The sequence below is a fragment of the Streptomyces sp. NPDC088817 genome, assembly GCF_044750345.1.
Classification (GTDB): Bacteria; Actinomycetota; Actinomycetes; order Streptomycetales; family Streptomycetaceae; genus Streptomyces.
Genome location: NZ_JBIVJN010000014.1, coordinates 1 through 23,192, shown reverse-complemented (window position 1 = coordinate 23,192; position 23,192 = coordinate 1). Strand labels below are relative to the sequence as shown.

Here is a 23,192-nt window from a genome sequence, read left to right as displayed (position 1 = left end):
CAACGCCGCCTTCACTCCTGGGCCGCCGCCCCCGGGCATGACCCCACGCCCCCACGCCGAACTCCCCCCGGGCCAGCACCCGCCGCGATGATCCCGCCCCAACGGGTCCGCGCGGACGGCCCGTTGAGAGAAACGGCCCGGACCCGCCCGAAGGCGGGTCCGGGCCGCGCCGTCGGCGGCGGGCGTTACTTCCGGTCGAGGAGGCCGGCGCGGCGGAGCGCGTCCGCCATCGCGCTGTTGGCGGGCGGAGGCGCCTGGCGGGAACCGCCGCCGCCACCGCCGCCACCGCGGCCCTGACGCTGCTGCGGAGGCCGGCCACCGCGGCGGCGCCGGTCGCCGCCGTCACCCTGGCCCTGGCCCTGGCGGTCCTGCGGCGCCGCCTCGTCGTCCAGACGCAGCGTCAGCGAGATCCGCTTGCGCGGGATGTCGACGTCCAGCACCTTCACCTTGACGATGTCACCGGGCTTCACGACATCGCGGGGATCCTTCACGAACTGCTTCGACATCGCCGAGACGTGCACCAGACCGTCCTGGTGGACACCGACGTCGATGAACGCGCCGAAGGCCGCCACGTTCGTCACCACGCCCTCCAGGACCATCCCGGACGACAGGTCGGAGATCTTCTCGACGCCCTCCTTGAAGGTGGCCGTCTTGAACGCGGGCCGCGGGTCGCGCCCCGGCTTCTCCAGCTCCCGCAGGATGTCGCTCACCGTCGGCAGACCGAACGTGTCGTCCACGAAGTCGGCCGCCCTGAGCGAGCGCAGCACCCCGGTGTTGCCGACGAGCGAGGCCACCTCCTGGCCCGTGGTCTTCACCATCCGGCGGACCACGGGATAGGACTCGGGGTGCACGCTTGAGGAGTCCAGCGGGTCGTCGCCGCCGCGGATCCGCAGGAAGCCCGCGCACTGCTCGTAGGCCTTCGGACCCAGCCGCGACACGTTCTTGAGCTGCGCCCGCGAGGTGAACGGCCCATTGGCGTCCCGGTGCGCCACGATGTTCTCCGCGAGGGACGAGGTGACACCGGAGACCCGCGCCAGCAGCGGCACGGACGCGGTGTTCACGTCCACGCCGACGCCGTTCACACAGTCCTCGACCACCGCGTCCAGCGAGCGGGACAGCTTCACCTCGGACAGGTCGTGCTGGTACTGGCCGACCCCGATCGACTTGGGGTCGATCTTGACCAGTTCGGCCAGCGGGTCCTGGAGGCGGCGGGCGATGGAGACCGCGCCGCGCAGGGAGACGTCCATGTCGGGCAGTTCCCGCGAGGCGTACGCCGACGCCGAGTACACCGAAGCGCCCGCCTCCGACACCATCACCTTGGTGAGCTTCAGCTCCGGGTGCCGGGTGATGACGTCGGCGGCCAGCTTGTCGGTCTCCCGGGACGCGGTGCCGTTGCCGATGGCGATCAGCTCGACCGCGTGCTCCTTGGCCAGCCGGGCCAGCTTGGCGACGGCCTCGTCCCACCTGTTGGCCGGAACGTGCGGGTGGACGACGTCGGTGGCGACGACCTTGCCGGTCGCGTCGACCACGGCGACCTTGACGCCCGTGCGGAACCCGGGGTCGAGACCGAGGGTCGAGCGCGTGCCGGCCGGCGCGGCGAGCAGCAGGTCGCGCAGGTTGGCCGCGAACACGTTCACCGCCTCGTCCTCCGCGGCCGTGCGCAGCCGCAGCCGCAGGTCGATGCCCAGGTGGACGAGGAGCCGGGTGCGCCAGGCCCAGCGGACCGTGTCCTGGAGCCACTTGTCGGCGGGCCGGCCGCGGTCGGTGATCCCGAAGCGGTGGGCCACGATCCCCTCGTACGACGACGGGCCGTCCACCTGCTCCTCCGGCTCCAGGACGAGGTCCAGGGCCTCCTCCTTCTCCCCGCGCAGCATCGCGAGGATCCGGTGCGAGGGCAGCTCGGTGAACGGCTCGGCGAAGTCGAAGTAGTCGGCGAACTTGGCGCCCGCCTCCTCCTTGCCCTCCCGCACCTTGGCGGCCAGCCGCCCGCGCACCCACATGCGCTCACGCAGCTCGCCGATCAGGTCGGCGTCCTCCGAGAACCGCTCGGTGAGGATCGCCCGCGCGCCGTCCAGGGCCGCCTGCGGATCGGCGACGCCCTTCTCCGCGTCGACGAAGGCGGCCGCCGCCGCGAGCGGCTCCACGGACGGATCGCCGAGCAGGCCCTCGGCCAGCGGCTCCAGACCCGCCTCCCGGGCGATCTGCGCCTTGGTCCGCCGCTTCGGCTTGTACGGCAGGTAGACGTCCTCAAGACGCGCCTTGGTCTCGGCGCCGCGGATCCGCGCCTCCAGTTCGTCGGTGAGCTTGCCCTGCTCGCGCACCGACTCCAGGATCGCCGCCCGCCGCTCCTCCAGTTCCCGCAGATAGCGCAGCCGCTCCTCGAGGGTGCGCAGTTGCGCGTCGTCGAGCATCTCCGTCGCTTCCTTGCGGTAGCGGGCGATGAAGGGCACCGTCGAACCGCCGTCCAGCAGCTCCACGGCGGCCTTGACCTGCCGCTCCCGTACGCCGAGCTCCTCGGCGATCCTGCCCTCGATGGACGCTGTGAGGGGTGTCGTCACGATCCCGTACCGCCTTCTCCGCTTCGGTGTGCGCCGCAATTGTGGCAGGCCCCACCGGCGAGCGGGCCGCAGGGCGCCGCCCGGCGAGGCGCGTTCCCGTCACCCCGCGCCCCCGCGGGGACCTACCGCACGCTCCAGGTGAACCGGGCGGCCCGGTGTTCCAGGAAGGCGCTGACGCCCTCCTCGGCCTCGCCGCTCGCGGCCGCCTGCCCGGCCCAGTGGGCGTCGCGGTCCGTGCGGCCGTCCGCGAACTCCTTCGCCGCGGCCTGCGTCAGCTGCGAGCGAGCCGCGAGGATTTCGGTGAACTCCATGACCCGCTTGGCGAGTTCGCCCTCCGGCAGCACCTCGTCGATGAGGCCGGTGCGCAGCGCGCGCTCCGTGTCGATCAACTCGCCCGAGAAGAGCAGGTACTTGGCGGTCGCCGGGCCCACCAGGGAGACCAGCCGGCGGGTGGCGGAGGAGGGGTAGACGATGCCCAGCCTGGCCGGCGTCACTCCGAACAGCGCGCCGGCCTCGGCGAACCGCAGGTCGCAGGCCGCCGCGAGCTGGGCGCCGCCGCCCACGCAGTGTCCGCGCACCGCCGCCAGCGTCGGCTTGGGGAACGCGGCGAGCGCCTCCTCGGCCTCCCCCGCGAGTCGCTGTGCCTCCCGCGGTGAGCCGCGCAGGGTGGAGATGTCGGCGCCGGCGCAGAACGTTCCGCCCGACCCCGTGAGCACCAGCGCCCGCACGCCCGGATCGGCCGCGAGGCGGTCCAGGAGCGGCGGCAGCGCCCGCCACATCGCGGCGGTCATCGCGTTGCGCTTGGCCGGGTGGTGGACCACGACGGTGGCCACCGCGCCGGTGACGTCGTGCAGCAACTGCGGCTCCATGCGCCGGATGCTATCCGCCCGGCCGAGCGTTTGATCAAGAAGGGTCGGGGGACAGTTACGACACGACGGCAAACGGAACAAAAGGTGGAAACGGGGGGCCGCGCGGCATCGAGGAGGCGCCGATGGCCAGGTTCACCAAGCCCCGCAGTGAGACGGCGAGGATGCGCCGAGGTTTCGGCTGGCTCGCCGGACTCGGGGTGCTCCTGGTGGTGGCCGGTCTTGTCGGGCTCGTCTATACGGCCGCCGTCACACTGACCTCCATGCTCCTGTTCGGCTGGCTGCTGCTGATCGGCGGCCTCGTCGGGCTGCTGCACGCGGTCCAGGCGCGCGGTACGAGCTTCTTCTGGCTCGGTGTCATCGTGGCGGCCCTCAACATCGCGGCGGGCGTGGTGGTCATCGGCCATCCGCACGCGACCGCCGCCGCGCTCACCATGTTCGCGGCCCTGCTGTTCCTGACCGGCGGCCTGTTCCGGGTGGTCGGCAGTGTCGTGGTGCGCGGCCCCCAGTTCGGCTGGACGCTGCTGCTGGGCGTCTTCTACCTGCTGCTGGGCGTCCTGGTGCTGGGATCCTGGCCGAGCAGCAGCCAGTACGTCATCGGCGCCTTCCTCTCCCTCGCCCTGCTCTTCGACGGCCTCGGCCTGATCGCGAGCGGCTTCGGCGGCCGCCGCATCGTCAGCATGGTCTCCGACTCCACCGCCTAGGGGTTCGAGCCCGGCCGGACCGGGCGAGGGGACACATGGACCGTACAACCCGAAAAGTTCGCGATGTCGGCGTGGACGGGACAGGACCGGTCGCGTCCCTGACCGATTCGTGCGGCAACGCTCACAAGGCGCTTGAAACACGCTGACTTGTGTTCAGTCCTTGGGCTGAGAGCGGTGCGTTACCAACACTCGACGTGTGGTGACAATCGAGCGCGAGGGTGGCGACCGGACGATGGACAACCACGGGCGCGGGTACGGCTCACGCCCGGAGGGCGGCGCGGGGGCACCCCTCCACGACGTACCGCCGGATCCGCTGCCGTACGAGGGAGTCTGGCGGTTCACCGCGCCCGCCGCCGACGCCTCCGTCCCGCAGGCCCGGCACGCGGTCCGGGACCTGCTGCTGCGCCAGGGCGTCCCGGTCTCGGACGACCTGGTCCACGGGCTGCTGCTGATCGTGTCCGAGCTGGTGACGAACGCCGTACGGCACGCGGCGCTGCTCTCGCCGATGCTCGCCGTGGAGGTCGCGGTCGGCGCGGAGTGGGTGCGGGTGTCCGTGGAGGACAACCACCCCTACCGCCCGACCGCCCTGGAGACCGACCACGGGCGCACCGGCGGGCGCGGGCTGCTGCTGGTCCGCGAGATCGCGCGGGAGGCCGGCGGTGTCTGCGACGTCGAGCACACCGCGAGCGGCGGCAAGGTGATCTGGGCCGCCCTGCCGCTCAAGCCCGCGCACCAGGTCTGACAGTGCCCCCGGAGCTCACCAGCCGGCGGGACCCGTCAGCTCCCTGACCGCGGGGCGGGCCGCGTCCAGCACGGTCGGGAACCAGACGGAGAAGGTGTCCCGCGCCTGCCGCTCCGCCAGCTCGGCGGGCGTCACGAACGCCGTGGCGGCGATCTCCTCCGGATCCGGCCGCGGCGGGGACTGCACCAGGCCGACGAAGAGGTGGTTGTACTCCTGCTCCACCAGGCCCGAGTCCGGGTCAGGGTGGTGGTAGCGGACCGTGCCCGCCTCGGCGAGCAGCGACGGGGAGACCCCCAGCTCCTCGTACGTGCGCCGGGCCGCCGCGGCCATGGGCGCCTCACCGGGGTAGGGGTGGCCGCAGCAGCTGTTGGACCACACGCCGGGGGAGTGGTACTTGCCCAGGGCCCGCTGCTGCAGCAGCAGCCGGCCGCGGTTGTCGAACAGGAACACGGAGAAGGCGCGGTGCAGCCGTCCCGGTGGCTGGTGGGCGGACAGCTTCTCCGCGGTGCCGATCGTCACGCCGTCCTCGTCGACCAGTTCCAGCAAGATCGCTTCCGCGGCGCCGTTCGACGAGCTGTGCTTCGCGGTGGCAGGTGTGGTCGGCATACCCATCCTTCACTTCGGTCCTCGAGTCCCAAGTCTGCCGTACGAAACCGGCACTCCCGGCACTTCCCGGCACTCCGCATGTCCTGCGGGGCGCCGTGGCCCGCGGCTCGACAGCCGCCGGGCACCGTGGGGGATCGTGCCCGGCCGGTCACACCCGGAACCGTCCGGGCGCCCCCTGCGGGGAGGGCGCGGGCGCACACCTGGCCGTGCGATCCGGCCCGGGCGCCGTGCGCGCCCCGTGCACCTCCGTCCGGTCAGGGCCGCGGGGAGGGGCCCGTCAGTGGCACAGCCGCGCCTCGTGCTCCGCGTGCCCGCTCGGCTCCAGCTGGAAGGTGCAGTGCTCCACGTCGAAGTGGTACCCGAGGCAGCCCTGGAGCTCGTGCAGCAGCTTCTCGTGGCCGATGGCGCTGAGCGCGTCGGAGCGGACGACCACGTGCGCGGAGAGCACCGGCAGGCCCGAGGTGATCGTCCAGGCGTGCAGGTCGTGCACGTCCTCCACGCCCTCGAGCGCCAGGATGTGCGCCCGCACCTCGTTCATGTCGACGTTCTTCGGTGCCGCCTCCAGCAGCACGTCGAGGGTCTCGCGCAGCAGCCGCAGGGTGCGCGGCACGATCAGCAGGCCGATGGCGAGGGAGGCGACGGGGTCGGCGGCCTGCCAGCCGGTGAGCAGGATCACCGCAGCCGAGATCATGACGGCCACCGAGCCGAGCGCGTCCGCGGCCACCTCGAGGAAGGCGCCGCGCACGTTCAGGCTCTCCTTCTGGCCGCGCATCAGCAGCATCAGGGAGACCGAGTTCGCCACCAGGCCGATCGCGCCGAACACCAGCATCAGCCCGCCGTGGGTGGGGGCCGGGGTGAGGAACCGCTCGATCGCCTCGTAGAGCACATAGCTGCCGACGCCGAGCAGCAGCAGGCAGTTGGCGAGCGCGGCGAGGATCTCCGCGCGGGCGTAGCCGAAGGTGCGGTTCCCGCTCGGCGGCCGGTTGGCGAAGTGGATGGCCAGCAGCGCCATGCCCAGGCCGAGGGCGTCGGTGGCCATGTGGGCGGCGTCCGCGATCAGCGCCAGCGAGTCGGCGAGCACGCCGCCGACGATCTCCACCACCATCACGGTGAGCGTGATCGACAGCGCGATGCGCAGCGTGCCGCGGTGCGCCGCGCCCGCCGTGCCGCCGTGCGCGTGCCCGTGGTCGTGACCGGCCCCCATGGGATGACCGCCCTTTCCGTATTGCGTCCGGGATCACAGTCAACTACGGGCGGGGGGTATGGGGCAACGCGGCACTGAACACCGTTGTCATGTCCCCTGACCTGCGCAAACGAACCGCAGGTCAGCGTGCGCGGAGGCCCTGCGGCCCACCGCGGAGGAGCTGGCCCGGCGGGCCCGGCGCGGGGTGCCCGCGGAGGTCTCCTCGGCGCGGCGCGGGGCCGGATGTGCCGAATGCCCGATCTGGTGCGGAGTTTGTGGCCCGGCGGCCGGATCACCCATGATGATCGCGGCGCGGGCTGCCACGTACCGGGTCGGTCGGGCCGGTGAACGGGCGGTGAACGAGGGCTTCCCGCCATCCGATAGCCTCTGCCGACATGCCGCCCGGGCGCCACAGGCAGGCGGCGCACCCATCAGCACACGACCGGCGCGCGGACGCCGGCACCCAGGGAGTGAGTTCGGTTGTCGACCGCCATCCTGACCGGCCAACCGGTCCCCGGATCGTCGATCGAGGGCGATCTGCGGTCCCTCGGATTCGAGGTGCGGGTCGCCTCGGACGGCACCGACGCCGAGACACTGCTCGCCCAGGTGCCCGGTGACCAGCGGGTCGCCATCGTCGACGCCCGGTTCGTCGGCCATCCGCACGCGCTGCGCCTGGGCCTGACCGATCCCCGCTTCCCGCTCGCCGCCGTCCCCGGTGCGGTGACCGCCCGCCCGGCCGGCCGCCAGGCGCTGACCCGCGCGATGGCCCGCGAGAACTCCGTCGGCGGCCACACCGCGGTCGCCGTCGCCGGCCTCGCCGACCGGATCTCCACCGCACTGGACGCCGACGGCTGCGACGTGCACCGCCCCGTGCTCGGCAGTCTCGTCGCCGCCGTGCCCGAAGACCCCCAGAGCCGCAACGAGGTACGGCAGGCCGTCGCCGGCGTCGACGACGAGGCCGTCCGTCTGAAGTCGGCGGTCAAGGCCCGCGACGGCTTCTTCACCACCTTCTTCATCAGCCCGTACTCCCGCTATGTCGCCCGCTGGTGCGCCCGCCGCGGCCTGACCCCCAACCAGGTCACCACGGCCTCCCTGCTCACCGCGCTCATAGCCGCGAGCTGCGCCGCCACCGGCACCCGCGCCGGCTTCGTCGCCGCGGGCGTGCTGCTGATCGCCTCGTTCGTGCTGGACTGCGCGGACGGCCAGCTGGCCCGCTACTCGCTCCAGTACTCCACCCTCGGCGCCTGGCTGGACGCCACCTTCGACCGGGCCAAGGAGTACGCCTACTACGCCGGCCTCGCGCTGGGCGCCGCCCGCGGCGGCGACGACGTCTGGGCCCTGGCCCTGGCCGCCATGGTGCTCCAGACCTGCCGGCACGTGGTCGACTTCTCCTTCAACGAGGCGAACACCGGGGACACGGACGCCGCCGTCAACACCAGCCCCACCGCCGCACTCTCCGACAGGCTCGACAGCGTCGGCTGGACCGTCTGGCTGCGCCGGATGATCGTCCTGCCCATCGGCGAGCGCTGGGCGATGATCGCGGTTCTGACGGCGGTCACGACCCCGCGGATCACTTTCTACGTCCTGCTCGCCGGCTGCGCCCTGGCGGCGACGTACACCACGGCGGGCCGTGTCCTGCGGTCGGTGACGCGCAAGGCACGCCGTACCGACCGGGCGGCGCGGGCGCTGGCGGACCTCGCGGACAACGGGCCGATCGCGGACTTCGTGGCCAAGCTGCGTGATCCCAACGCGCGCTGGTACCTCGACCACCCGCTGCTGCGCGCCCTGGCCGGTGCCGCGTTCCTCGCCGGGAGCCTGTACTCCGGCGACCGCTGGATGCCCTTCGTGGGCGCCTGCTCCTACGTCGTCTTCTCGGGACTGGCCCTCTCCCAGCCCCTCAGGGGCCCCCTCGACTGGCTCGTCCCCCCGCTGTTCCGCGCCGCCGAGTACGGCACCGTGCTGGTGCTGGCGGCCCGAGCGGACGTGAACGGAGCACTTCCCGCGGCTTTCGGCCTGGTGGCGGCCGTCGCCTACCATCACTACGACACGGTGTACCGCATCCGCGGAAACGCCGGAGCGCCGCCGGCCTGGCTGGTGCGCGCACTCGGGGGGCAGGAGGGGCGGACGCTCCTCGTCACCGTGTTCGCCGCGCTGCTCACCGCCGCGCAGTTCAAGGTCGCGCTCACGGTTCTCGCCGTGGCCGTCGCCCTGCTGGTGCTCGTCGAGAGCATCCGCTTCTGGGTGGCCTCTCACCTGAGGGGCGAGCCCGCCGTACACGACGAAGGAGAACCCGCATGATCGGCCTCGTGCTGGCGGCAGGCGCCGGACGGCGCCTGCGTCCCTACACCGACACCCTGCCCAAGGCGCTGGTGCCGGTGGGGCCCGACGGCGCGGAGGACGGCCCCACGGTCCTGGACCTCACCCTCGGCAACTTCGCCGAGGTCGGCCTGACCGAGGCCGCGATCATCGTCGGCTACCGCAAGGAGGCCGTGTACGAGCGCAAGGCGGCCCTGGAGCGGAAGTACGGCCTGAAGCTCACCCTGATCGACAACGACAAGGCCGAGGAGTGGAACAACGCCTACTCCCTGTGGTGCGGCCGTGACGCCCTCAAGGACGGCGTGATCCTCGCCAACGGCGACACCGTGCACCCGGTCTCCGTCGAGAAGACCCTGCTCGCCGCCCGTGGCGACGGCAAGAAGATCATCCTCGCCCTGGACACGGTGAAGTCGCTGGCCGACGAGGAGATGAAGGTCGTCGCCGACGAGCGGGGCGTGCGCAGGATCACCAAGCTCATGGACCCGGCCGAGGCCACCGGCGAGTACATCGGTGTCACCCTCATCGAGGGCGACGCCGCCCCCGAGCTGGCCGACGCGCTGAAGACCACCTTCGAGCGGGACCCGCAGCTGTACTACGAGGACGGCTACCAGGAGCTCGTCAACCGCGGCTTCACGATCGACGTGGCGCCGATCGGCGACGTCAAGTGGGTCGAGATCGACAACCACGACGACCTCGCCAAGGGCCGGGGGATCGCGTGCCTGTACTGAGCCGGCTCATCCCGTCGCCGGTGGTGGTGGAAATCCGCCGCGGCGCCCTCGACGACCTGGCGAGTGTGCTCGCCGACGAGCGCATCTCGCACTCCGGCAGGCTCGCCGTCGCCGTCAGCAACGGCTCCGGCGCCCTGCTGCGGGAGCGGATCGCCCCCTCGCTGCCCGGCGCCACCTGGTACGAGGTCGGCGGCGGCACCCTCGACGACGCGATCCGGCTGGCCGGCGAGATGAAGGCCGGCCGCTACGACGCGGTCGTGGGCCTCGGCGGCGGCAAGATCATCGACTGTGCCAAGTTCGCCGCGGCGCGCGTCGGACTGCCCCTGGTCGCCGTGCCCACGAACCTCTCGCACGACGGCCTGTGCTCCCCGGTCGCCACCCTCGACAACGACGCGGGGCGCGGCTCGTACGGTGTGCCGAACCCGATCGCCGTCCTCATCGACCTGGACGTGATCCGCGACGCCCCGTCGCGCTTCGTGCGCTCCGGCATCGGTGACGCGGTCTCCAACATCTCCGCCGTCGCGGACTGGGAGCTGTCCCACCGCGTCACCGGCGAGAAGATCGACGGCCTGGCCGCGGCGATGGCCCGCCAGGCGGGCGAGGCGGTGCTGCGGCACCCGGGCGGCATCGGCGACAACGGCTTCCTCCAGGTGCTTGCCGAGGCCCTGGTCCTCACCGGGGTCGCCATGTCGATCTCGGGCGACTCGCGGCCCGCCTCCGGCGCCTGCCACGAGATCAACCACGGCTTCGACCTGCTGTTCCCGAAGCGGGCCGCGAGCCACGGTGAGCAGTGCGGGCTGGGCGCGGCCTTCGCGATGTACCTGCGCGGGGCCCACGCGGAGTCGGCCGGCATGGCCGAGGTGCTGCGGCGGCACGGGCTGCCGGTACTGCCGAAGGACATCGGCTTCACGGTGGACGAGTTCGTGCAGGTCGTCGAGTTCGCCCCGGAGACCCGGCCCGGCCGCTACACGATCCTCGAACACCTCGACCTCAAGACCGACCAGATCAAGGACGTCTACGCCGACTATGTCAAGGCCATCGGTAGCTGAACTGAGACCGGTCGTCCATCCGGCAGGGGTGAAGGACCGGCGCAGCGGAGAGCACTGGGCGGGACGCCTCTACATGCGCGAGGTGTCCCTGCGGGTGGACCGCTACCTGGTGGGCACCAGGGTCACGCCCAACCAGCTCACGTACCTGATGACCGTCTTCGGCGTCCTCGCCGCCCCGGCCCTGCTGGTGCCGGGGATCGCGGGCGCCGTGCTCGGTGTGCTGATGGTCCAGCTGTACCTGCTGCTGGACTGCGTCGACGGCGAGATCGCCCGCTGGAAGCAGCAGTACTCGCTGGGCGGGGTCTACCTGGACCGGGTCGGGGCCTACCTCACCGACGCCGCCGTCCTGGTCGGGCTCGGGCTGCGCGCCGCCGACCTGTGGGGTCCCGGGCGGATCGACTGGCTGTGGGCCTTCCTCGGGACCCTGGCCGCCCTCGGCGCCATCCTGATCAAGGCCGAGACCGACCTCGTCGGCGTGGCCCGCCACCAGGGGGGGCTGCCGCCGGTCCAGGAGAGCGCGGCCGAACCGCGCTCGTCGGGCATGGCGCTGGCCCGCCGGGCCGCCGCGGCCCTCAAGTTCCACCGGCTGATCCTCGGGATCGAGGCGTCCCTGCTGATCCTGGTCCTCGCGATCGCCGACACGATCAGGGGCGACCTGTTCTTCACCCGGCTCGGCACGGCGGTGCTCGCCGGTATCGCGCTGCTGCAGACCCTGCTGCACCTGGTGTCCATCCTCGTCTCCAGCAGGCTGAGGTGAGCGGCGTGACCTCTTCGAACGCTCCGCTCAAGGTCGGCGCCGTCGTCATCACCATGGGTAACCGGCCCGAGGAACTGCGGGCCCTGCTCGACTCGGTCGCCAAGCAGGACGGCGACCGTGTCGAGGTGGTCGTCGTCGGCAACGGCTCGCCCGTCCCGGACCTCCCCGAGGGCGTCCGGACCATCGAGCTGGAGGAGAACCTCGGCATCCCCGGCGGCCGCAACGTCGGCATCGAGGCCTTCGGGCCGGCCGGCGGGGACGTCGACATCCTGCTCTTCCTCGACGACGACGGCCTGCTCGCCCGGAACGACACCGCCGAGCTGTGCCGCCGGGCCTTCGCCGACGACGACCGGCTCGGCATCGTCAGCTTCCGCATCGCCGACCCGGAGACCGGCGTCACCCAGCGCCGCCACGTGCCGCGGTTGCGCGCCTCCGACCCGATGCGCTCCTCCCGGGTGACCACCTTCCTCGGCGGCGCCAACGCCGTACGCACCCGGGTCTTCGCGGAAGTCGGCGGCCTGCCGGACGAGTTCTTCTACGCCCACGAGGAAACCGACCTGGCATGGCGGGCCCTCGACGCGGGCTGGATGATCGACTACCGGTCCGACATGGTGCTGTACCACCCGACGACCGCGCCGTCGCGGCACGCGGTGTACCACCGCATGGTCGCCCGCAACCGGGTGTGGCTGGCCCGCCGCAACCTCCCCGTGCTGCTCGTCCCGGTCTACCTGGGGGTGTGGCTGCTGCTCACCCTCGCCCGACGCCCCTCGCGTCCGGCCCTGAAGGCCTGGTTCGGCGGCTTCCGCGAGGGCTGGGCCACACCCTGCGGACCGCGACGGCCCATGAAGTGGCGTACGGTGTGGCGACTCACCCGACTGGGCCGTCCGCCGGTCATCTGACAAGCTCGTTCCCCGCGGGTAACCGGCCCCACCCGGCCGCTGCTTCAGCCACGCCCGTACATCCGCACTGGCAGCGCATTTCGAAGACGAAAGTTTCCACTTGTGAGTGAGACAACGCATGACGGCGGCGTCGCCCTGGGCGCGGCTCCGTCGCCCGACGAGGGCCTCACCCCGGCCCGGCTTGCCGACAAGTACGGGCTGTCCGTCAGCGGCGCCCGGCCCTCGCTGAGGGAGTACATCAGGCAGCTCTGGGGGCGGCGCCACTTCATCCTGGCCTTCTCCCAGGCGAAGCTGACCTCCCAGTACAGCCAGGCCAAGCTCGGCCAGCTCTGGCAGGTGGCGACACCGCTGCTGAACGCAGCCGTGTACTACTTCATCTTCGGCGTCATCCTCAAGACCAGCCGGGGCATGACCCGCGACACGTTCATCCCGTTCCTGGTGACAGGCGTGTTCGTGTTCACCTTCACCCAGACCTCGGTCATGAGCGGTGTGCGCGCCATCTCCGGCAACCTCGGACTGGTGCGCGCGCTGCACTTCCCGCGCGCCTCCCTGCCGATCTCGTTCGCGCTGCAACAGCTCCAGCAACTGCTGGCCTCGATGATCGTGCTGTTCCTCGTGGCTGTCGGCTTCGGCAACTACCCGGGCCTGTCCTGGCTGCTGATCGTGCCGACGCTGGTGCTGCAGTTCCTCTTCAACACCGGTCTGGCGCTGATCGTGGCCCGGATGGGCGCCAAGACGCCCGACCTGGCCCAGCTGATGCCGTTCGTCATGCGGACCTGGATGTACGCGTCGGGCGTGATGTTCTCCATCGACAGGATGCTCGCCGGCCGACCGGAGTGGGTCATCCGGCTGCTGCAGTACAACCCCGCCGCCATCTACATGGACCTGATGCGTTTCGCACTGGTCGACGACTACGGCTCCTCGCACCTGCCGCCGCACGTATGGGTCGCCGCCCTGGGCTGGGCCGTGCTCGTCTTCGTCGGCGGCTTCGTCTACTTCTGGAAGGCTGAGGAGAGGTACGGCCGTGGCTGACCAGGACCACCACCAGGACATGCGCGAGAGCGCGCCGCAGGTGCCCACCGTGATCGCGGACGAGCTGCACATCGTCTACCGCGTCAACGGCACCAGGGCAGGCAAGGGCAGCGCCACCGCCGCACTCAGCCGCATCCTCAGACGGGGCTCCGACGACGAGGCGCGGGGCGTGCGCAAGGTGCACGCCGTCAGGGGGGTCTCCTTCGTCGCCCACCGCGGCGAGGCGATCGGCCTGATCGGCTCCAACGGTTCCGGCAAGTCCACGCTGCTGCGTGCCATCGCCGGCCTGCTGCCCGCCGAGAAGGGCCGGGTCTACACCGACGGCCAGCCCTCGCTGCTCGGTGTGAACGCGGCGCTGATGAACGACCTCACGGGCGAGCGCAACGTCATCCTGGGCGGACTCGCCATGGGCATGTCGCGCGAGCAGATCAAGGAGCGCTACGAGGGGATCGTCGACTTCTCCGGCATCAACGAGAAGGGCGACTTCATCACGCTCCCGATGCGCACGTACTCCTCCGGCATGGCCGCCCGGCTGCGCTTCTCCATCGCCGCCGCCAAGGACCACGACGTCCTCATGATCGACGAGGCCCTGGCCACCGGCGACCGCAAGTTCCAGAAGCGCTCCGAGGCGCGCATCCGGGAACTGCGCAAGGAGGCCGGCACCGTGTTCCTGGTCAGCCACAACAACAAGTCGATCCGCGACACCTGCGACCGGGTGCTGTGGCTGGAGCGCGGGGAACTGCGCATGGACGGCCCCACCGGCGAGGTGCTCAAGGAGTACGAGAAGTTCACGGGCAAGTAGCCCGCAGACGTCAGGGCCCCGCCGGAACGCGTCCGGCGGGGCCCCTCGTCCGCCGAGGATGTCCGCAAAGGATGTGTCAACTCGCGCCGTCCTGAGGAATCTTGACGGCAATCGGTGTGTTGTTGTGATGTGCGGGACACCCCCCGCGCGGCTCGCTGCGTTGTACAACGTAAGCTGTACCGGTCCCGGAAAGCGGCAAGTGGGGAGATAATGCGCGACACCCTCCACCGACGCCGCCCCACGGGCGGCCGGGCGGCGTGTCCGAAATAGTGTGTGTTGGGTCAGCAGTGTAGAACGGGAGATGTGACGGCAATGGCTACGGAAACTCCCCAGCTCAACGCAGCAGGTGCCGTCACCGTGCCGGGCAGTGGACGATGACGCGGACACCGACGGCGCGCGACCCCGAGCGCGCCACTCTCGACAAGGCCGCGGGTGAGAACTTCCCCGTGGCACCGTTCTTCCTGCCCAGAGCCTGGCGTGTCGACCTGATGGCCGTCTACGGCTTCGCCCGCCTCGTCGACGACATCGGCGACGGCGACCTGGCCCCCGGCGGCGAGGACGCCCGGCTGCTCGGCGTGTCGCCCGACGAGGCCGAGGACCGCCTGGTCCTCCTCGACGCCTTCGAGGCCGATCTGCGCCGGGTCTTCGAGGGCATCCCGCGCCATCCCCTGCTGCGCCGGCTCCAGCCGACCGTCCGCAGCCGCTCGCTGACTCCCGAGCCGTTCCTCGGCCTGATCGCCGCCAACCGCCAGGACCAGCTCGTCACCCGGTACGAGACCTACGACGACCTCCTCGCCTACTGCGAGCTGTCCGCCAACCCCGTGGGCCGTCTCGTCCTCGCCGTCACCGGCACCTCGACCCCCGAGCGGATCCGCCGCTCCGACGCCGTCTGCACCGCCCTGCAGATCGTCGAGCACCTCCAGGACGTCCGGGAGGACCTCGGACGGGACCGCATCTATCTGCCCGCCGCCGACATGAAACGTTTCCACGTGCAGGAGCCCGACCTCGCCGCGGCCACCGCGGGCGCCTCGGTGCGCGCGCTGGTCGCCTACGAAGCGGAACGCGCCCGCGGTCTGCTGAATGAAGGCGCCCCCCTGGTGGGTAGCGTCCACGGCAGGTTGAAGCTGCTGCTCGCGGGGTTCGTTGCGGGGGGAAGGGCGGCGATCCAGGCGATCGCCGCCGCCGAATACGACGTACTTCCCGGCCCGCCCAAGCCCGGGAGGACCCGGTTGCTGCGCGAGGTGGGCCTGACTCTGCGAGGAGAGGGGTGATCCGGGCCGTGGAGTCGGAACACGTGTCCGCGCCGGTGCTCGCCGCCTACAGCTACTGCGAGGCGGTCACAGGGCAGCAGGCCCGCAACTTCGCCTACGGCATCAGACTGCTGCCGTCGGCCAAGCGGCGGGCGATGTCGGCGCTGTACGCGTTCTCCCGGCGCGTCGACGACATCGGCGACGGAGCGCTGCCCGACGACGTGAAGATCACCCGTCTGGAGGACACACGGGCCCTGCTCGGCCGGGTCCGCGACGGGGCCGTCGAGGACGACGACACCGACCCCGTGGCCGTCGCCCTCGCCCACGCCGCCCGGGTCTTCCCGATCCCGCTCAACGGCCTGGACGAACTCATCGACGGCGTCCTGAAGGACGTCCGCGGCGAGAGCTACGAGACCTGGGAGGACCTGAAGGTCTACTGCCGCTGCGTGGCCGGGGCCATCGGACGGCTCTCCCTCGGCGTGTTCGGCACCGAACCGGGCGCGCGCGGCGCCGAACGCGCCTCCGAGTACGCCGACACGCTGGGGCTCGCGCTGCAACTGACCAACATCCTCAGAGACGTCCGCGAGGACGCCGAGGGCGGCCGCACCTACCTGCCCGCCGACGACCTCGCCAAGTTCGGCTGCTCGGCCGGGTTCCACGGCCCGACGCCACCGGAGGGCTCCGACTTCGCGGGCCTGGTGCACTTCGAGGTGCGGCGGGCCCGCGCCCTCTTCGCCGAGGGCTACCAGCTGCTGCCCCTGCTGGACCGGCGCAGCGGCGCCTGCGTCGCCGCCATGGCCGGCATCTACCGGCGCCTGCTCGACCGCATCGAGCGCGAGCCGGAGGCCGTGCTGCGCGGCCGGGTCTCGCTGCCCGGACACGAGAAGGCGTACGTCGCCGTGCGCGGCCTGTCCGGCCTCGACGCCCGGTACGTGTCCCGGCAGACCGTCAGGAGGCGTGCCTGATGGCGAAGTCACCGCTCGGTGGGGACACCGGCGAGCAGAAGCGGGCAACCCTCGGGTGCCGGGCGGCGTCCCTGACGGCGACGGTCGCCCACGAGGCCCCCGCCCACCGCGGCGGACGCACAGGGGAGGGCGCACGATGACCGACGGCACACGGCGCGACGGACCGCTCGACGACGTCTCGGGACCGGCCGGACGGCACGCCGTCGTGGTCGGCGGCGGACTGGCCGGCCTCACCTCCGCGCTCGCGCTGGCCGACGCCGGAATGCGCGTCACGCTCCTCGATGGCCGGCCCCGCCTGGGCGGGCTCGCCTTCTCCTTCCGGCGCGGCGACCTCACCATCGACAACGGACAGCACGTGTACCTGCGCTGCTGCACCGCCTACCGCTGGTTCCTCGACCGGATCGGCGGCGCCGACCTCGCCCCGCTGCAGGACCGCCTCGAGGTGCCCGTCGTCGACGTGGCGAGACCCGAGGGCCGGCGGCTCGGCACACTGCGGCGCGACGCGCTGCCCGTGCCCCTGCACCTGGGGCGCAGCCTCGCCACCTACCCGCACCTCTCGCTCGCCGAGCGGGCCCGGGTGGGCCGCGCCGCGCTCGCACTCAAGGGGCTCGACCTCTCCGACCCCACCCTGGACGCGCAGAACTTCGGCACCTGGCTGGCCCAGCACGGCCAGTCGGCGCGCGCCGTCGAGGCCCTGTGGGACCTGGTCGGGGTCGCCACCCTCAACGCGGTCGCCGGCGACGCCTCGCTGGGACTCGCCGCGATGGTGTTCAAGACCGGACTGCTGTCCGACCCGGGAGCGGCCGACATCGGCTGGGCCCACGTGCCGCTGGGCGAACTGCACGACCGGCTGGCCCGCAGGGCGCTCGACTCCGCGGGCGTGCGTACCGAGGTCCGGACACGCGTCACCTCCGTCTCCCTCGACGGAAACGGGAGCTGGAACGTTCAGGTTCCCGGCGAGAACCTGCTCGCCGACGCGGTCGTCCTCGCCGTACCGCAGCGCGAGGCCCACGGCCTGCTGCCGCCCGGCGCCCTGGACGCGCCGGACCGGCTGCTCAGGATCGGCACCGCGCCGATCCTCAACGCCCACGTCGTCTACGACCGCACGGTGCTCAACGCGCCCTTCCTCGCGGCCATCGGGACCCCCCTGCAGTGGGTCTTCGACCGCACCGAGGCGGCCGGCCTGAAGCACGGTCAGTACCTCGCGGTGTCCCAGTCGGTGGCGCAGGACGAGATCGACGCGCCGGTCGCCGTACTGCGCGAGCGCTATCTGCCCGAATTGAGGCGGCTGCTGCCCCGCGCCCGCCGGGCCGAGGTGAAGGACTTCTTCGTGACCCGGGAGCGCACGGCGACGTTCGCCCCGGCCCCCGGCGTCGGACGGCTGCGGCCCGGCGCCCGCACCAAGGCCCCCGGCCTGTACCTGGCCGGAGCGTGGACCGCCACAGGGTGGCCCGCGACCATGGAGAGTGCGGTCCGCAGCGGCGTGAAGGCGGCCGAAGCCGCGCTGAGCGCCCTCGGCCGGCCCCGCCCGAGCCGTCTCTTCGCCATCGAGGAGGCGGCTGCATGACGTTCGATCAGCAGCCCGTGGCAGGCTCCCGCACCTCCGGCACCGCAACAAGAGGAGAGACTGTGCCCACTGTGCCCCCGGCCTCGACGGCCGCTCGGAGGTCCGCGGTGGACGTGACCGCGCTGTTGGAGCGCGGCCGGACCCTGGCCACGCCGGTACTGCGGGCGGCCGTCGACCGCCTGGCGCCCCCCATGGACACCGTCGCCGCCTACCACTTCGGCTGGATCGACGCCCAGGGCAACCCGGCGGACGGCGACGGCGGCAAGGCCGTGCGCCCGGCGCTGGCCGTGCTCTCCGCCGAGGTCGCCGGGGCCGCGCCCGAGGCCGGTGTGCCCGGCGCGGTCGCCGTGGAGCTCGTCCACAACTTCTCCCTGCTGCACGACGACCTGATGGACGGCGACGAGCAGCGCCGCCACCGCGACACGGTCTGGAAGGTGCACGGCCCCGCCCAGGCCATCCTCGTCGGCGACGCCCTGTTCGCGCTGGCCAACGAGGTGCTCCTGGAAGCGGGCACCGTCGAGGCCGGGCGCGCCGCCCGTCGCCTGACCAGCGCCACCCGCGCCCTGATCGACGGTCAGGCGCAGGACATCTCCTACGAGCACCGCGACCGGGTCAGCGTCGCCGAGTGCCTGGAGATGGAGGGCAACAAGACCGGCGCCCTGCTCGCCTGCGCCTCCTCCGTCGGCGCGGTCCTCGGCGGCGCGGACGACCGCACCGCCGACACCCTGGAGAAGTACGGGTACCACCTCGGCCTGGCCTTCCAGGCCGTCGACGATCTCCTCGGCATCTGGGGCGACCCGGAGGCCACCGGCAAGCAGACCTGGAGCGACCTGCGTCAGCGCAAGAAGTCCCTGCCGGTCGTCGCCGCGCTCGCGGCGGGCGGCCCGGCCTCCGAGCGGCTCGGCGAGATCCTCGCCGCCGACGCCAAGAGCAGCGACTTCGCGAACTTCTCCGAGGAGGAGTTCGCGGCCCGCGCCGCCCTCATCGAGGAGGCGGGCGGCCGGGAGTGGACGGCCGAGGAGGCGCGCCGTCAGCACACCATCGCCATCGAAGCCCTCGACGCCGTCGAGATGCCCGAGCGGGTACGGGCCGCGTTCACGGCGCTCGCCGACTTCGTCGTCGTACGAAAGAGATGATCACTATCGGTCGAACCAGCCTCGCGTAGTCGCCGGCCGGTGCTGCAAGGTGGTTTCAGGCACCGGCCGACGGCGGACCCACAGCAGCACGACTTGCACGACTGCACGAAGGGGAAGCCATGACAGCGACGACCGACGGAAGCACCGGGGCGACACTGCCGACCCGCGCTGCCGCGGCCAGTGAAACCGTACTCAGCACCCCCGAGGCGGCCGGGGTACAAGAAGCCGCCGCGGCCGCCGTCAGGCGGGCCACCGACTTCCTGCTCGCCCAGCAGGACGCCGAGGGCTGGTGGAAGGGCGACCTCGAGACGAACGTCACCATGGACGCCGAGGACCTGCTGCTGCGCCAGTTCCTGGGCATCCTGGAGGAGGACACCACCCGGGCCGCCGCGCTGTTCATCCGCGGAGAGCAGCGCGAGGACGGCACCTGGGCCACCTTCTACGGCGGCCCGGGCGAGCTCTCCACCACCATCGAGGCCTACGTCGCCCTCCGGCTGGCCGGTGACGCGCCGGACGAACCCCATATGGCCCGGGCCTCCGCCTGGGTGCGCGAGCAGGGCGGCATCGCGGCCTCCCGCGTCTTCACCCGGATCTGGCTCGCCCTGTTCGGCTGGTGGAAGTGGGAGGACCTGCCGGAGCTGCCGCCCGAGCTGATCTGGTTCCCCAAGTGGTTCCCGCTCAACATCTACAACTTCGGATGCTGGGCGCGGCAGACGATCGTGCCCCTGACCGTCGTCTCGGCCAAACGCCCGGTGCGTCCGGCTCCGTTCCCGCTCGACGAGCTGCACACCGACCCCGGCAACACCTGTCCGCCGCGGCCGCTCGCCCCGGCGCGCACCTGGGACGGACTGTTCCAGCGGCTCGACATGGTCGTGCGCGGCTACCGCGGCGTCGCCGTGCGCAAGGTGCGCGAGGCCGCCATGAACTCGGCCGCCCGCTGGATCATCGAGCGGCAGGAGAACGACGGCTGCTGGGGCGGCATCCAGCCGCCGGCCGTGTACTCGGTCATCGCCCTGTACCTGCTCGGCTACGACCTCGAACATCCGGTGATGCGGGCGGGCCTGCAGTCGCTGGACCGCTACGCCGTGTGGCGCGAGGACGGCGCCCGCATGATCGAGGCGTGCCAGTCGCCGGTATGGGACACCTGCCTGGCCACCATCGCCCTCGCCGACGCCGGACTGCCCGCCGACCACCCGCAGTTGGTCAAGGCCGCCGACTGGATGCTGGGCGAGGAGATCGTCCGCCCCGGCGACTGGGCGGTGCGCCGCCCCGGACTGCCGCCGGGCGGCTGGGCGTTCGAGTTCCACAACGACAACTACCCCGACATCGACGACACCGCCGAGGTCGTTCTCGCCCTGCGCCGGGTCAGGCACCACGACCCGGAGCGCCTCGACAAGGCCATCGGGCGCGGGGTCCGCTGGAACCTCGGGATGCAGTCGAAGGACGGCGCCTGGGCAGCCTTCGACGCCGACAACACCAGCCCGTTCCCCAACCGGCTGCCGTTCTGCGACTTCGGCGAGGTGATCGACCCGCCCTCGGCGGACGTCACCGCGCACGTCGTGGAGATGCTCGCCGCCGAGGGACTGACCCACGATCCGCGCACCCGGCGCGGCATCGAATGGCTGCTGGCCGAACAGGAGCCGGACGGCTCGTGGTTCGGCCGCTGGGGCGTCAACTACCTCTACGGCACCGGGTCGGTCGTGCCCGCCCTGACCGCCGCGGGCCTGCCCGGCTCCCATCCGGCCGTCCGCCGCGCGGTGAGCTGGCTGGAGAGCGTGCAGAACGACGACGGCGGCTGGGGCGAGGACCTGCGCTCCTACCAGGACGCCGGGGAGTGGAGAGGCAGGGGCGCCTCCACCGCCTCGCAGACGGCCTGGGCCCTGATGGCCCTGCTGGCCGCGGGGGAGCAGGACTCCAAGGCCGTCGAGCGCGGAGTCGAGTGGCTCGCGGCCACCCAGCGGGAGGACGGCTCCTGGGACGAGCCGTACTTCACCGGCACCGGCTTCCCCTGGGACTTCTCCATCAACTACCACCTGTACCGGCAGGTCTTCCCGCTCACCGCGCTCGGCCGGTACGTGCACGGCGAACCCCTCACCGGCCGGCGGCCCCGCGCCGGTGCCCTCGCCGACCGGCCCGGCGCCGAGGCCAAGGGGAGCTGATGCGCACACAGCCCGGACCGGCCCCGCTGCTGATCGCCTGCGCGCTCGGCATCGAGCGTCTCGCCCTGCGCGCCGGCGACCGCGGCGGAGCCGGCGGGCCGGTCACCGTCCTGCGGACGGGCATGGGGCCCAAGGCGGCGGAACGCTCCGTCACCCGGGTCCTCGCCGGGCCGCCGCTGGACCGGGCCGCGGTGCTCGCCACCGGCTTCTGCGCCGGACTCGCCCCGGGCATGCACCCCGGCGACCTCGTCGTCGCCGAGGAGACCCGGGACCCGCACGGCACCATCCCCTGCGTGGGCACCGAACTGCTCGTCAAGGAACTCACCCGTACCCTGCCCGGGCGCACCGTGCACACCGGGCCGCTCACCGGCTCCGACCACGTCGTACGCGGACCCGAGCGGTCCGATCTGCTGGCCACCGGCGCGATCGCCGTCGACATGGAATCGGCGGCCACGCTCCTGAGCGCCGTGCGCACGGGCGTGCGCCCCGTTGCGGCCGTGCGGGTGGTCGTGGACGCTCCAGAACATGAACTCGTCCGTATCGGTACGGTGCGCGGTGGAATATCAGCCTTCCGTGTTCTTCGTTCCGTCCTGCCGACTTTTTTCGAATGGCACCGTAATGTGCTGCTCCCCCGGAGGTGAGCCAGATGGCCATGCCGCTGCGCCAGTCCATCAAAGTCGCCACATACCTGGCCGAACAGAAGCTGCGCAAGCGGGACAAGTTCCCGCTGATCGTCGAACTCGAACCACTCTTCGCCTGCAACCTCAAGTGCGAGGGCTGCGGCAAGATCCAGCACCCGGCCGGAGTGCTCAAGCAGCGCATGCCCGTCGCCCAGGCGGTGGGAGCGGTACTGGAGTCCGGTGCGCCGATGGTGTCCATCGCGGGCGGTGAGCCCCTGATGCACCCGCAGATCGACGAGATCGTCCGCCAGCTCGTCGCCAAGCGCAAGTACGTCTTCCTGTGCACCAACGCGCTGCTGATGCGCAAGAAGATGGACAAGTTCAAGCCGTCCCCCTACTTCGCCTTCGCGGTGCACATCGACGGGCTGCGCGAGCGGCACGACGAGTCGGTGGCGAAGGAGGGCGTGTTCGACGAGGCGGTGGAGGCCATCAAGGAGGCCAAGCGGCGCGGCTTCCGGGTGACCACCAACTCCACGTTCTTCAACACCGACACCCCGCAGACCGTCGTCGAGGTGCTCAACTTCCTCAACGACGACCTCAAGGTCGACGAGATGATGATCTCGCCTGCCTACGCCTACGAGAAGGCGCCCGACCAGGAGCACTTCCTGGGCGTGGAGCAGACCCGCGAGCTGTTCAGGAAGGCCTTCGCGGGCGGCAACAGGGGCCGCTGGCGGCTGAACCACTCCCCGCTGTTCCTCGACTTCCTCGAGGGCAGGGTCGACTTCCCGTGCACCGCGTGGGCGATCCCGAACTACTCCCTGTTCGGCTGGCAGCGCCCCTGCTACCTGATGAGCGACGGGTACGTGCCGACGTACCGGGAACTCATCGAGGACACCGACTGGGACAAGTACGGCCGGGGCAAGGACCCGCGCTGCGCCAACTGCATGGCGCACTGCGGCTACGAGCCCACCGCCGTGCTGGCCACCATGGGATCGCTGAAGGAGTCCCTGCGCGCCATGCGCGAGACGGTCTCCGGGAACCGGGACTGACGGCATGGCGGCCATTTCCCTGGGCGTCCCCGAGGTACCGGCCCGGCCGATCGCCGAGCGGCGCGTGTCGCGGCGGATCGACGTCGGGCCGGTGGCGGTCGGGGGCGGGGCTCCGGTGTCGGTGCAGTCGATGACGACGACGCGTACGTCGGACGTGGGTGCGACGTTGCAGCAGATCGCGGAGCTGACGGCGTCGGGTTGTCA

22 protein-coding genes are annotated in these 23,192 nt (G+C 71.9%); 18 read left to right on the top strand and 4 right to left on the bottom strand.

The features are described 5' to 3' along the window. Nucleotides 1-185: 185 nt before the first annotated feature. A complete protein-coding gene (locus tag ACIP4X_RS24450) occupies nucleotides 186-2,558 on the bottom strand; it encodes a Tex family protein (RefSeq protein WP_401350586.1) in 2,373 nt (790 codons plus the stop codon). 122 nt (nucleotides 2,559-2,680) lie between these two features. Further along, the gene (locus ACIP4X_RS24445; RefSeq protein WP_401350584.1) at nucleotides 2,681-3,427 is read right to left on the bottom strand and encodes an enoyl-CoA hydratase/isomerase family protein; all 747 of its coding nucleotides are present in this window, start codon (nucleotides 3,425-3,427) and stop codon (nucleotides 2,681-2,683) included. 122 nt (nucleotides 3,428-3,549) lie between these two features. On the opposite strand from ACIP4X_RS24445, the gene ACIP4X_RS24440 reads away from it, so the two are divergent. After that, on the top strand, nucleotides 3,550-4,128 hold the full coding sequence (locus ACIP4X_RS24440) for an HdeD family acid-resistance protein (RefSeq protein WP_401350581.1): 579 nt from the start codon (nucleotides 3,550-3,552) through the stop codon (nucleotides 4,126-4,128). Nucleotides 4,129-4,360: 232 nt separating this feature from the next. Continuing rightward, a complete protein-coding gene (locus ACIP4X_RS24435) occupies nucleotides 4,361-4,870 on the top strand; it encodes an ATP-binding protein (protein ID WP_401350738.1) in 510 nt (169 codons plus the stop codon). Nucleotides 4,871-4,885: 15 nt separating this feature from the next. Here ACIP4X_RS24435 and idi read toward each other — a convergent pair whose 3' ends face one another. Together idi and ACIP4X_RS24425 are read right to left on the bottom strand one after the other, a co-directional pair. Beyond that, on the bottom strand, nucleotides 4,886-5,476 hold the full coding sequence (gene idi / locus ACIP4X_RS24430) for an isopentenyl-diphosphate Delta-isomerase (RefSeq protein WP_358731831.1): 591 nt from the start codon (nucleotides 5,474-5,476) through the stop codon (nucleotides 4,886-4,888). A gap of 277 nt (nucleotides 5,477-5,753) precedes the next feature. After that, complete coding sequence (locus tag ACIP4X_RS24425) at nucleotides 5,754-6,680, bottom strand: cation diffusion facilitator family transporter (RefSeq protein ID WP_358731833.1); 927 nt, start codon at nucleotides 6,678-6,680, stop codon at nucleotides 5,754-5,756. A 459-nt stretch (nucleotides 6,681-7,139) separates the two neighbouring features. On the opposite strand from ACIP4X_RS24425, the gene ACIP4X_RS24420 reads away from it, so the two are divergent. From ACIP4X_RS24420 to ACIP4X_RS24345, 16 genes are all read left to right on the top strand, one after another. Beyond that, the gene (locus ACIP4X_RS24420) at nucleotides 7,140-8,957 is read left to right on the top strand and encodes a DUF5941 domain-containing protein (protein ID WP_358731835.1); all 1,818 of its coding nucleotides are present in this window, start codon (nucleotides 7,140-7,142) and stop codon (nucleotides 8,955-8,957) included. Next, nucleotides 8,954-9,703 (top strand): phosphocholine cytidylyltransferase family protein, encoded by a 750-nt coding sequence (locus ACIP4X_RS24415; RefSeq protein ID WP_358731837.1) that lies wholly within the window; start codon nucleotides 8,954-8,956, stop codon nucleotides 9,701-9,703. Before ACIP4X_RS24420 ends, ACIP4X_RS24415 begins: the two co-directional genes overlap by 4 nt. Further along, a complete protein-coding gene (locus ACIP4X_RS24410; protein WP_358731839.1) occupies nucleotides 9,691-10,752 on the top strand; it encodes an iron-containing alcohol dehydrogenase family protein in 1,062 nt (353 codons plus the stop codon). Before ACIP4X_RS24415 ends, ACIP4X_RS24410 begins: the two co-directional genes overlap by 13 nt. After that, nucleotides 10,730-11,509, top strand: coding sequence for a CDP-alcohol phosphatidyltransferase family protein (locus ACIP4X_RS24405; RefSeq protein ID WP_358731841.1), 780 nt, complete (start codon nucleotides 10,730-10,732; stop codon nucleotides 11,507-11,509). Before ACIP4X_RS24410 ends, ACIP4X_RS24405 begins: the two co-directional genes overlap by 23 nt. A gap of 53 nt (nucleotides 11,510-11,562) precedes the next feature. Continuing rightward, entirely contained in the window at nucleotides 11,563-12,408 is an 846-nt protein-coding gene (locus ACIP4X_RS24400) for a glycosyltransferase (RefSeq protein ID WP_391458613.1), read from the top strand. 102 nt (nucleotides 12,409-12,510) lie between these two features. Beyond that, nucleotides 12,511-13,440, top strand: coding sequence for an ABC transporter permease (locus ACIP4X_RS24395; protein ID WP_358731844.1), 930 nt, complete (start codon nucleotides 12,511-12,513; stop codon nucleotides 13,438-13,440). Between the two features lie 19 nt (nucleotides 13,441-13,459). Further along, nucleotides 13,460-14,242, top strand: a complete 783-nt coding sequence (locus ACIP4X_RS24390; protein ID WP_358731887.1) for an ABC transporter ATP-binding protein — start codon at nucleotides 13,460-13,462, stop codon at nucleotides 14,240-14,242. Nucleotides 14,243-14,616: 374 nt separating this feature from the next. Then, nucleotides 14,617-15,513: a squalene synthase HpnC gene (hpnC, locus tag ACIP4X_RS24385; RefSeq protein WP_401350576.1), complete on the top strand. Its 897-nt coding sequence runs from the start codon at nucleotides 14,617-14,619 to the stop codon at nucleotides 15,511-15,513. Then, nucleotides 15,510-16,457 (top strand): presqualene diphosphate synthase HpnD, encoded by a 948-nt coding sequence (gene hpnD, locus ACIP4X_RS24380; RefSeq protein WP_401350573.1) that lies wholly within the window; start codon nucleotides 15,510-15,512, stop codon nucleotides 16,455-16,457. The genes hpnC and hpnD overlap by 4 nt, the downstream gene beginning before the upstream one ends. Then, complete coding sequence (locus tag ACIP4X_RS24375) at nucleotides 16,457-16,597, top strand: DUF6380 family protein (protein ID WP_358731850.1); 141 nt, start codon at nucleotides 16,457-16,459, stop codon at nucleotides 16,595-16,597. The genes hpnD and ACIP4X_RS24375 overlap by 1 nt, the downstream gene beginning before the upstream one ends. Continuing rightward, nucleotides 16,594-18,024 (top strand): hydroxysqualene dehydroxylase HpnE, encoded by a 1,431-nt coding sequence (gene hpnE, locus ACIP4X_RS24370; RefSeq protein WP_401350571.1) that lies wholly within the window; start codon nucleotides 16,594-16,596, stop codon nucleotides 18,022-18,024. The genes ACIP4X_RS24375 and hpnE overlap by 4 nt, the downstream gene beginning before the upstream one ends. 71 nt (nucleotides 18,025-18,095) lie before the next feature. Next, a complete protein-coding gene (locus ACIP4X_RS24365; RefSeq protein WP_358731889.1) occupies nucleotides 18,096-19,160 on the top strand; it encodes a polyprenyl synthetase family protein in 1,065 nt (354 codons plus the stop codon). A gap of 119 nt (nucleotides 19,161-19,279) precedes the next feature. Further along, a complete protein-coding gene (shc, locus tag ACIP4X_RS24360) occupies nucleotides 19,280-21,319 on the top strand; it encodes a squalene--hopene cyclase (RefSeq protein ID WP_358731854.1) in 2,040 nt (679 codons plus the stop codon). Continuing rightward, nucleotides 21,319-21,960, top strand: a complete 642-nt coding sequence (locus ACIP4X_RS24355) for a 1-hydroxy-2-methyl-2-butenyl 4-diphosphate reductase (RefSeq protein ID WP_358731856.1) — start codon at nucleotides 21,319-21,321, stop codon at nucleotides 21,958-21,960. The genes shc and ACIP4X_RS24355 overlap by 1 nt, the downstream gene beginning before the upstream one ends. A 5-nt stretch (nucleotides 21,961-21,965) precedes the next feature. Further along, nucleotides 21,966-22,988 (top strand): adenosyl-hopene transferase HpnH, encoded by a 1,023-nt coding sequence (hpnH, locus tag ACIP4X_RS24350; protein ID WP_358731858.1) that lies wholly within the window; start codon nucleotides 21,966-21,968, stop codon nucleotides 22,986-22,988. Nucleotides 22,989-22,992: 4 nt separating this feature from the next. After that, nucleotides 22,993-23,192, top strand: a 200-nt coding sequence (locus ACIP4X_RS24345) for a flavodoxin-dependent (E)-4-hydroxy-3-methylbut-2-enyl-diphosphate synthase (protein ID WP_358731860.1), incomplete at its 3' end; no start/stop codon positions are given.

What these genes read in the sequence shown, in the direction of transcription:
- ACIP4X_RS24445 (WP_401350584.1), bottom strand. Translation starts at nt 3,427, where the DNA reads ATGGAGCCGCAGTTGCTGCACGACGTCACCGGCGCGGTGGCCACCGTC.
- ACIP4X_RS24440 (WP_401350581.1), top strand. Translation starts at nt 3,550, where the DNA reads ATGGCCAGGTTCACCAAGCCCCGCAGTGAGACGGCGAGGATGCGCCGA.
- ACIP4X_RS24435 (WP_401350738.1), top strand. Translation starts at nt 4,361, where the DNA reads ATGGACAACCACGGGCGCGGGTACGGCTCACGCCCGGAGGGCGGCGCG.
- idi (WP_358731831.1), bottom strand. Translation starts at nt 5,476, where the DNA reads ATGCCGACCACACCTGCCACCGCGAAGCACAGCTCGTCGAACGGCGCC.
- ACIP4X_RS24425 (WP_358731833.1), bottom strand. Translation starts at nt 6,680, where the DNA reads ATGGGGGCCGGTCACGACCACGGGCACGCGCACGGCGGCACGGCGGGC.
- ACIP4X_RS24415 (WP_358731837.1), top strand. Translation starts at nt 8,954, where the DNA reads ATGATCGGCCTCGTGCTGGCGGCAGGCGCCGGACGGCGCCTGCGTCCC.
- ACIP4X_RS24405 (WP_358731841.1), top strand. Translation starts at nt 10,730, where the DNA reads ATGTCAAGGCCATCGGTAGCTGAACTGAGACCGGTCGTCCATCCGGCA.
- ACIP4X_RS24400 (WP_391458613.1), top strand. Translation starts at nt 11,563, where the DNA reads ATGGGTAACCGGCCCGAGGAACTGCGGGCCCTGCTCGACTCGGTCGCC.
- ACIP4X_RS24390 (WP_358731887.1), top strand. Translation starts at nt 13,460, where the DNA reads ATGCGCGAGAGCGCGCCGCAGGTGCCCACCGTGATCGCGGACGAGCTG.
- hpnC (WP_401350576.1), top strand. Translation starts at nt 14,617, where the DNA reads ATGACGCGGACACCGACGGCGCGCGACCCCGAGCGCGCCACTCTCGAC.
- ACIP4X_RS24375 (WP_358731850.1), top strand. Translation starts at nt 16,457, where the DNA reads ATGGCGAAGTCACCGCTCGGTGGGGACACCGGCGAGCAGAAGCGGGCA.
- hpnE (WP_401350571.1), top strand. Translation starts at nt 16,594, where the DNA reads ATGACCGACGGCACACGGCGCGACGGACCGCTCGACGACGTCTCGGGA.
- shc (WP_358731854.1), top strand. Translation starts at nt 19,280, where the DNA reads ATGACAGCGACGACCGACGGAAGCACCGGGGCGACACTGCCGACCCGC.
- ACIP4X_RS24355 (WP_358731856.1), top strand. Translation starts at nt 21,319, where the DNA reads ATGCGCACACAGCCCGGACCGGCCCCGCTGCTGATCGCCTGCGCGCTC.
- hpnH (WP_358731858.1), top strand. Translation starts at nt 21,966, where the DNA reads ATGGCCATGCCGCTGCGCCAGTCCATCAAAGTCGCCACATACCTGGCC.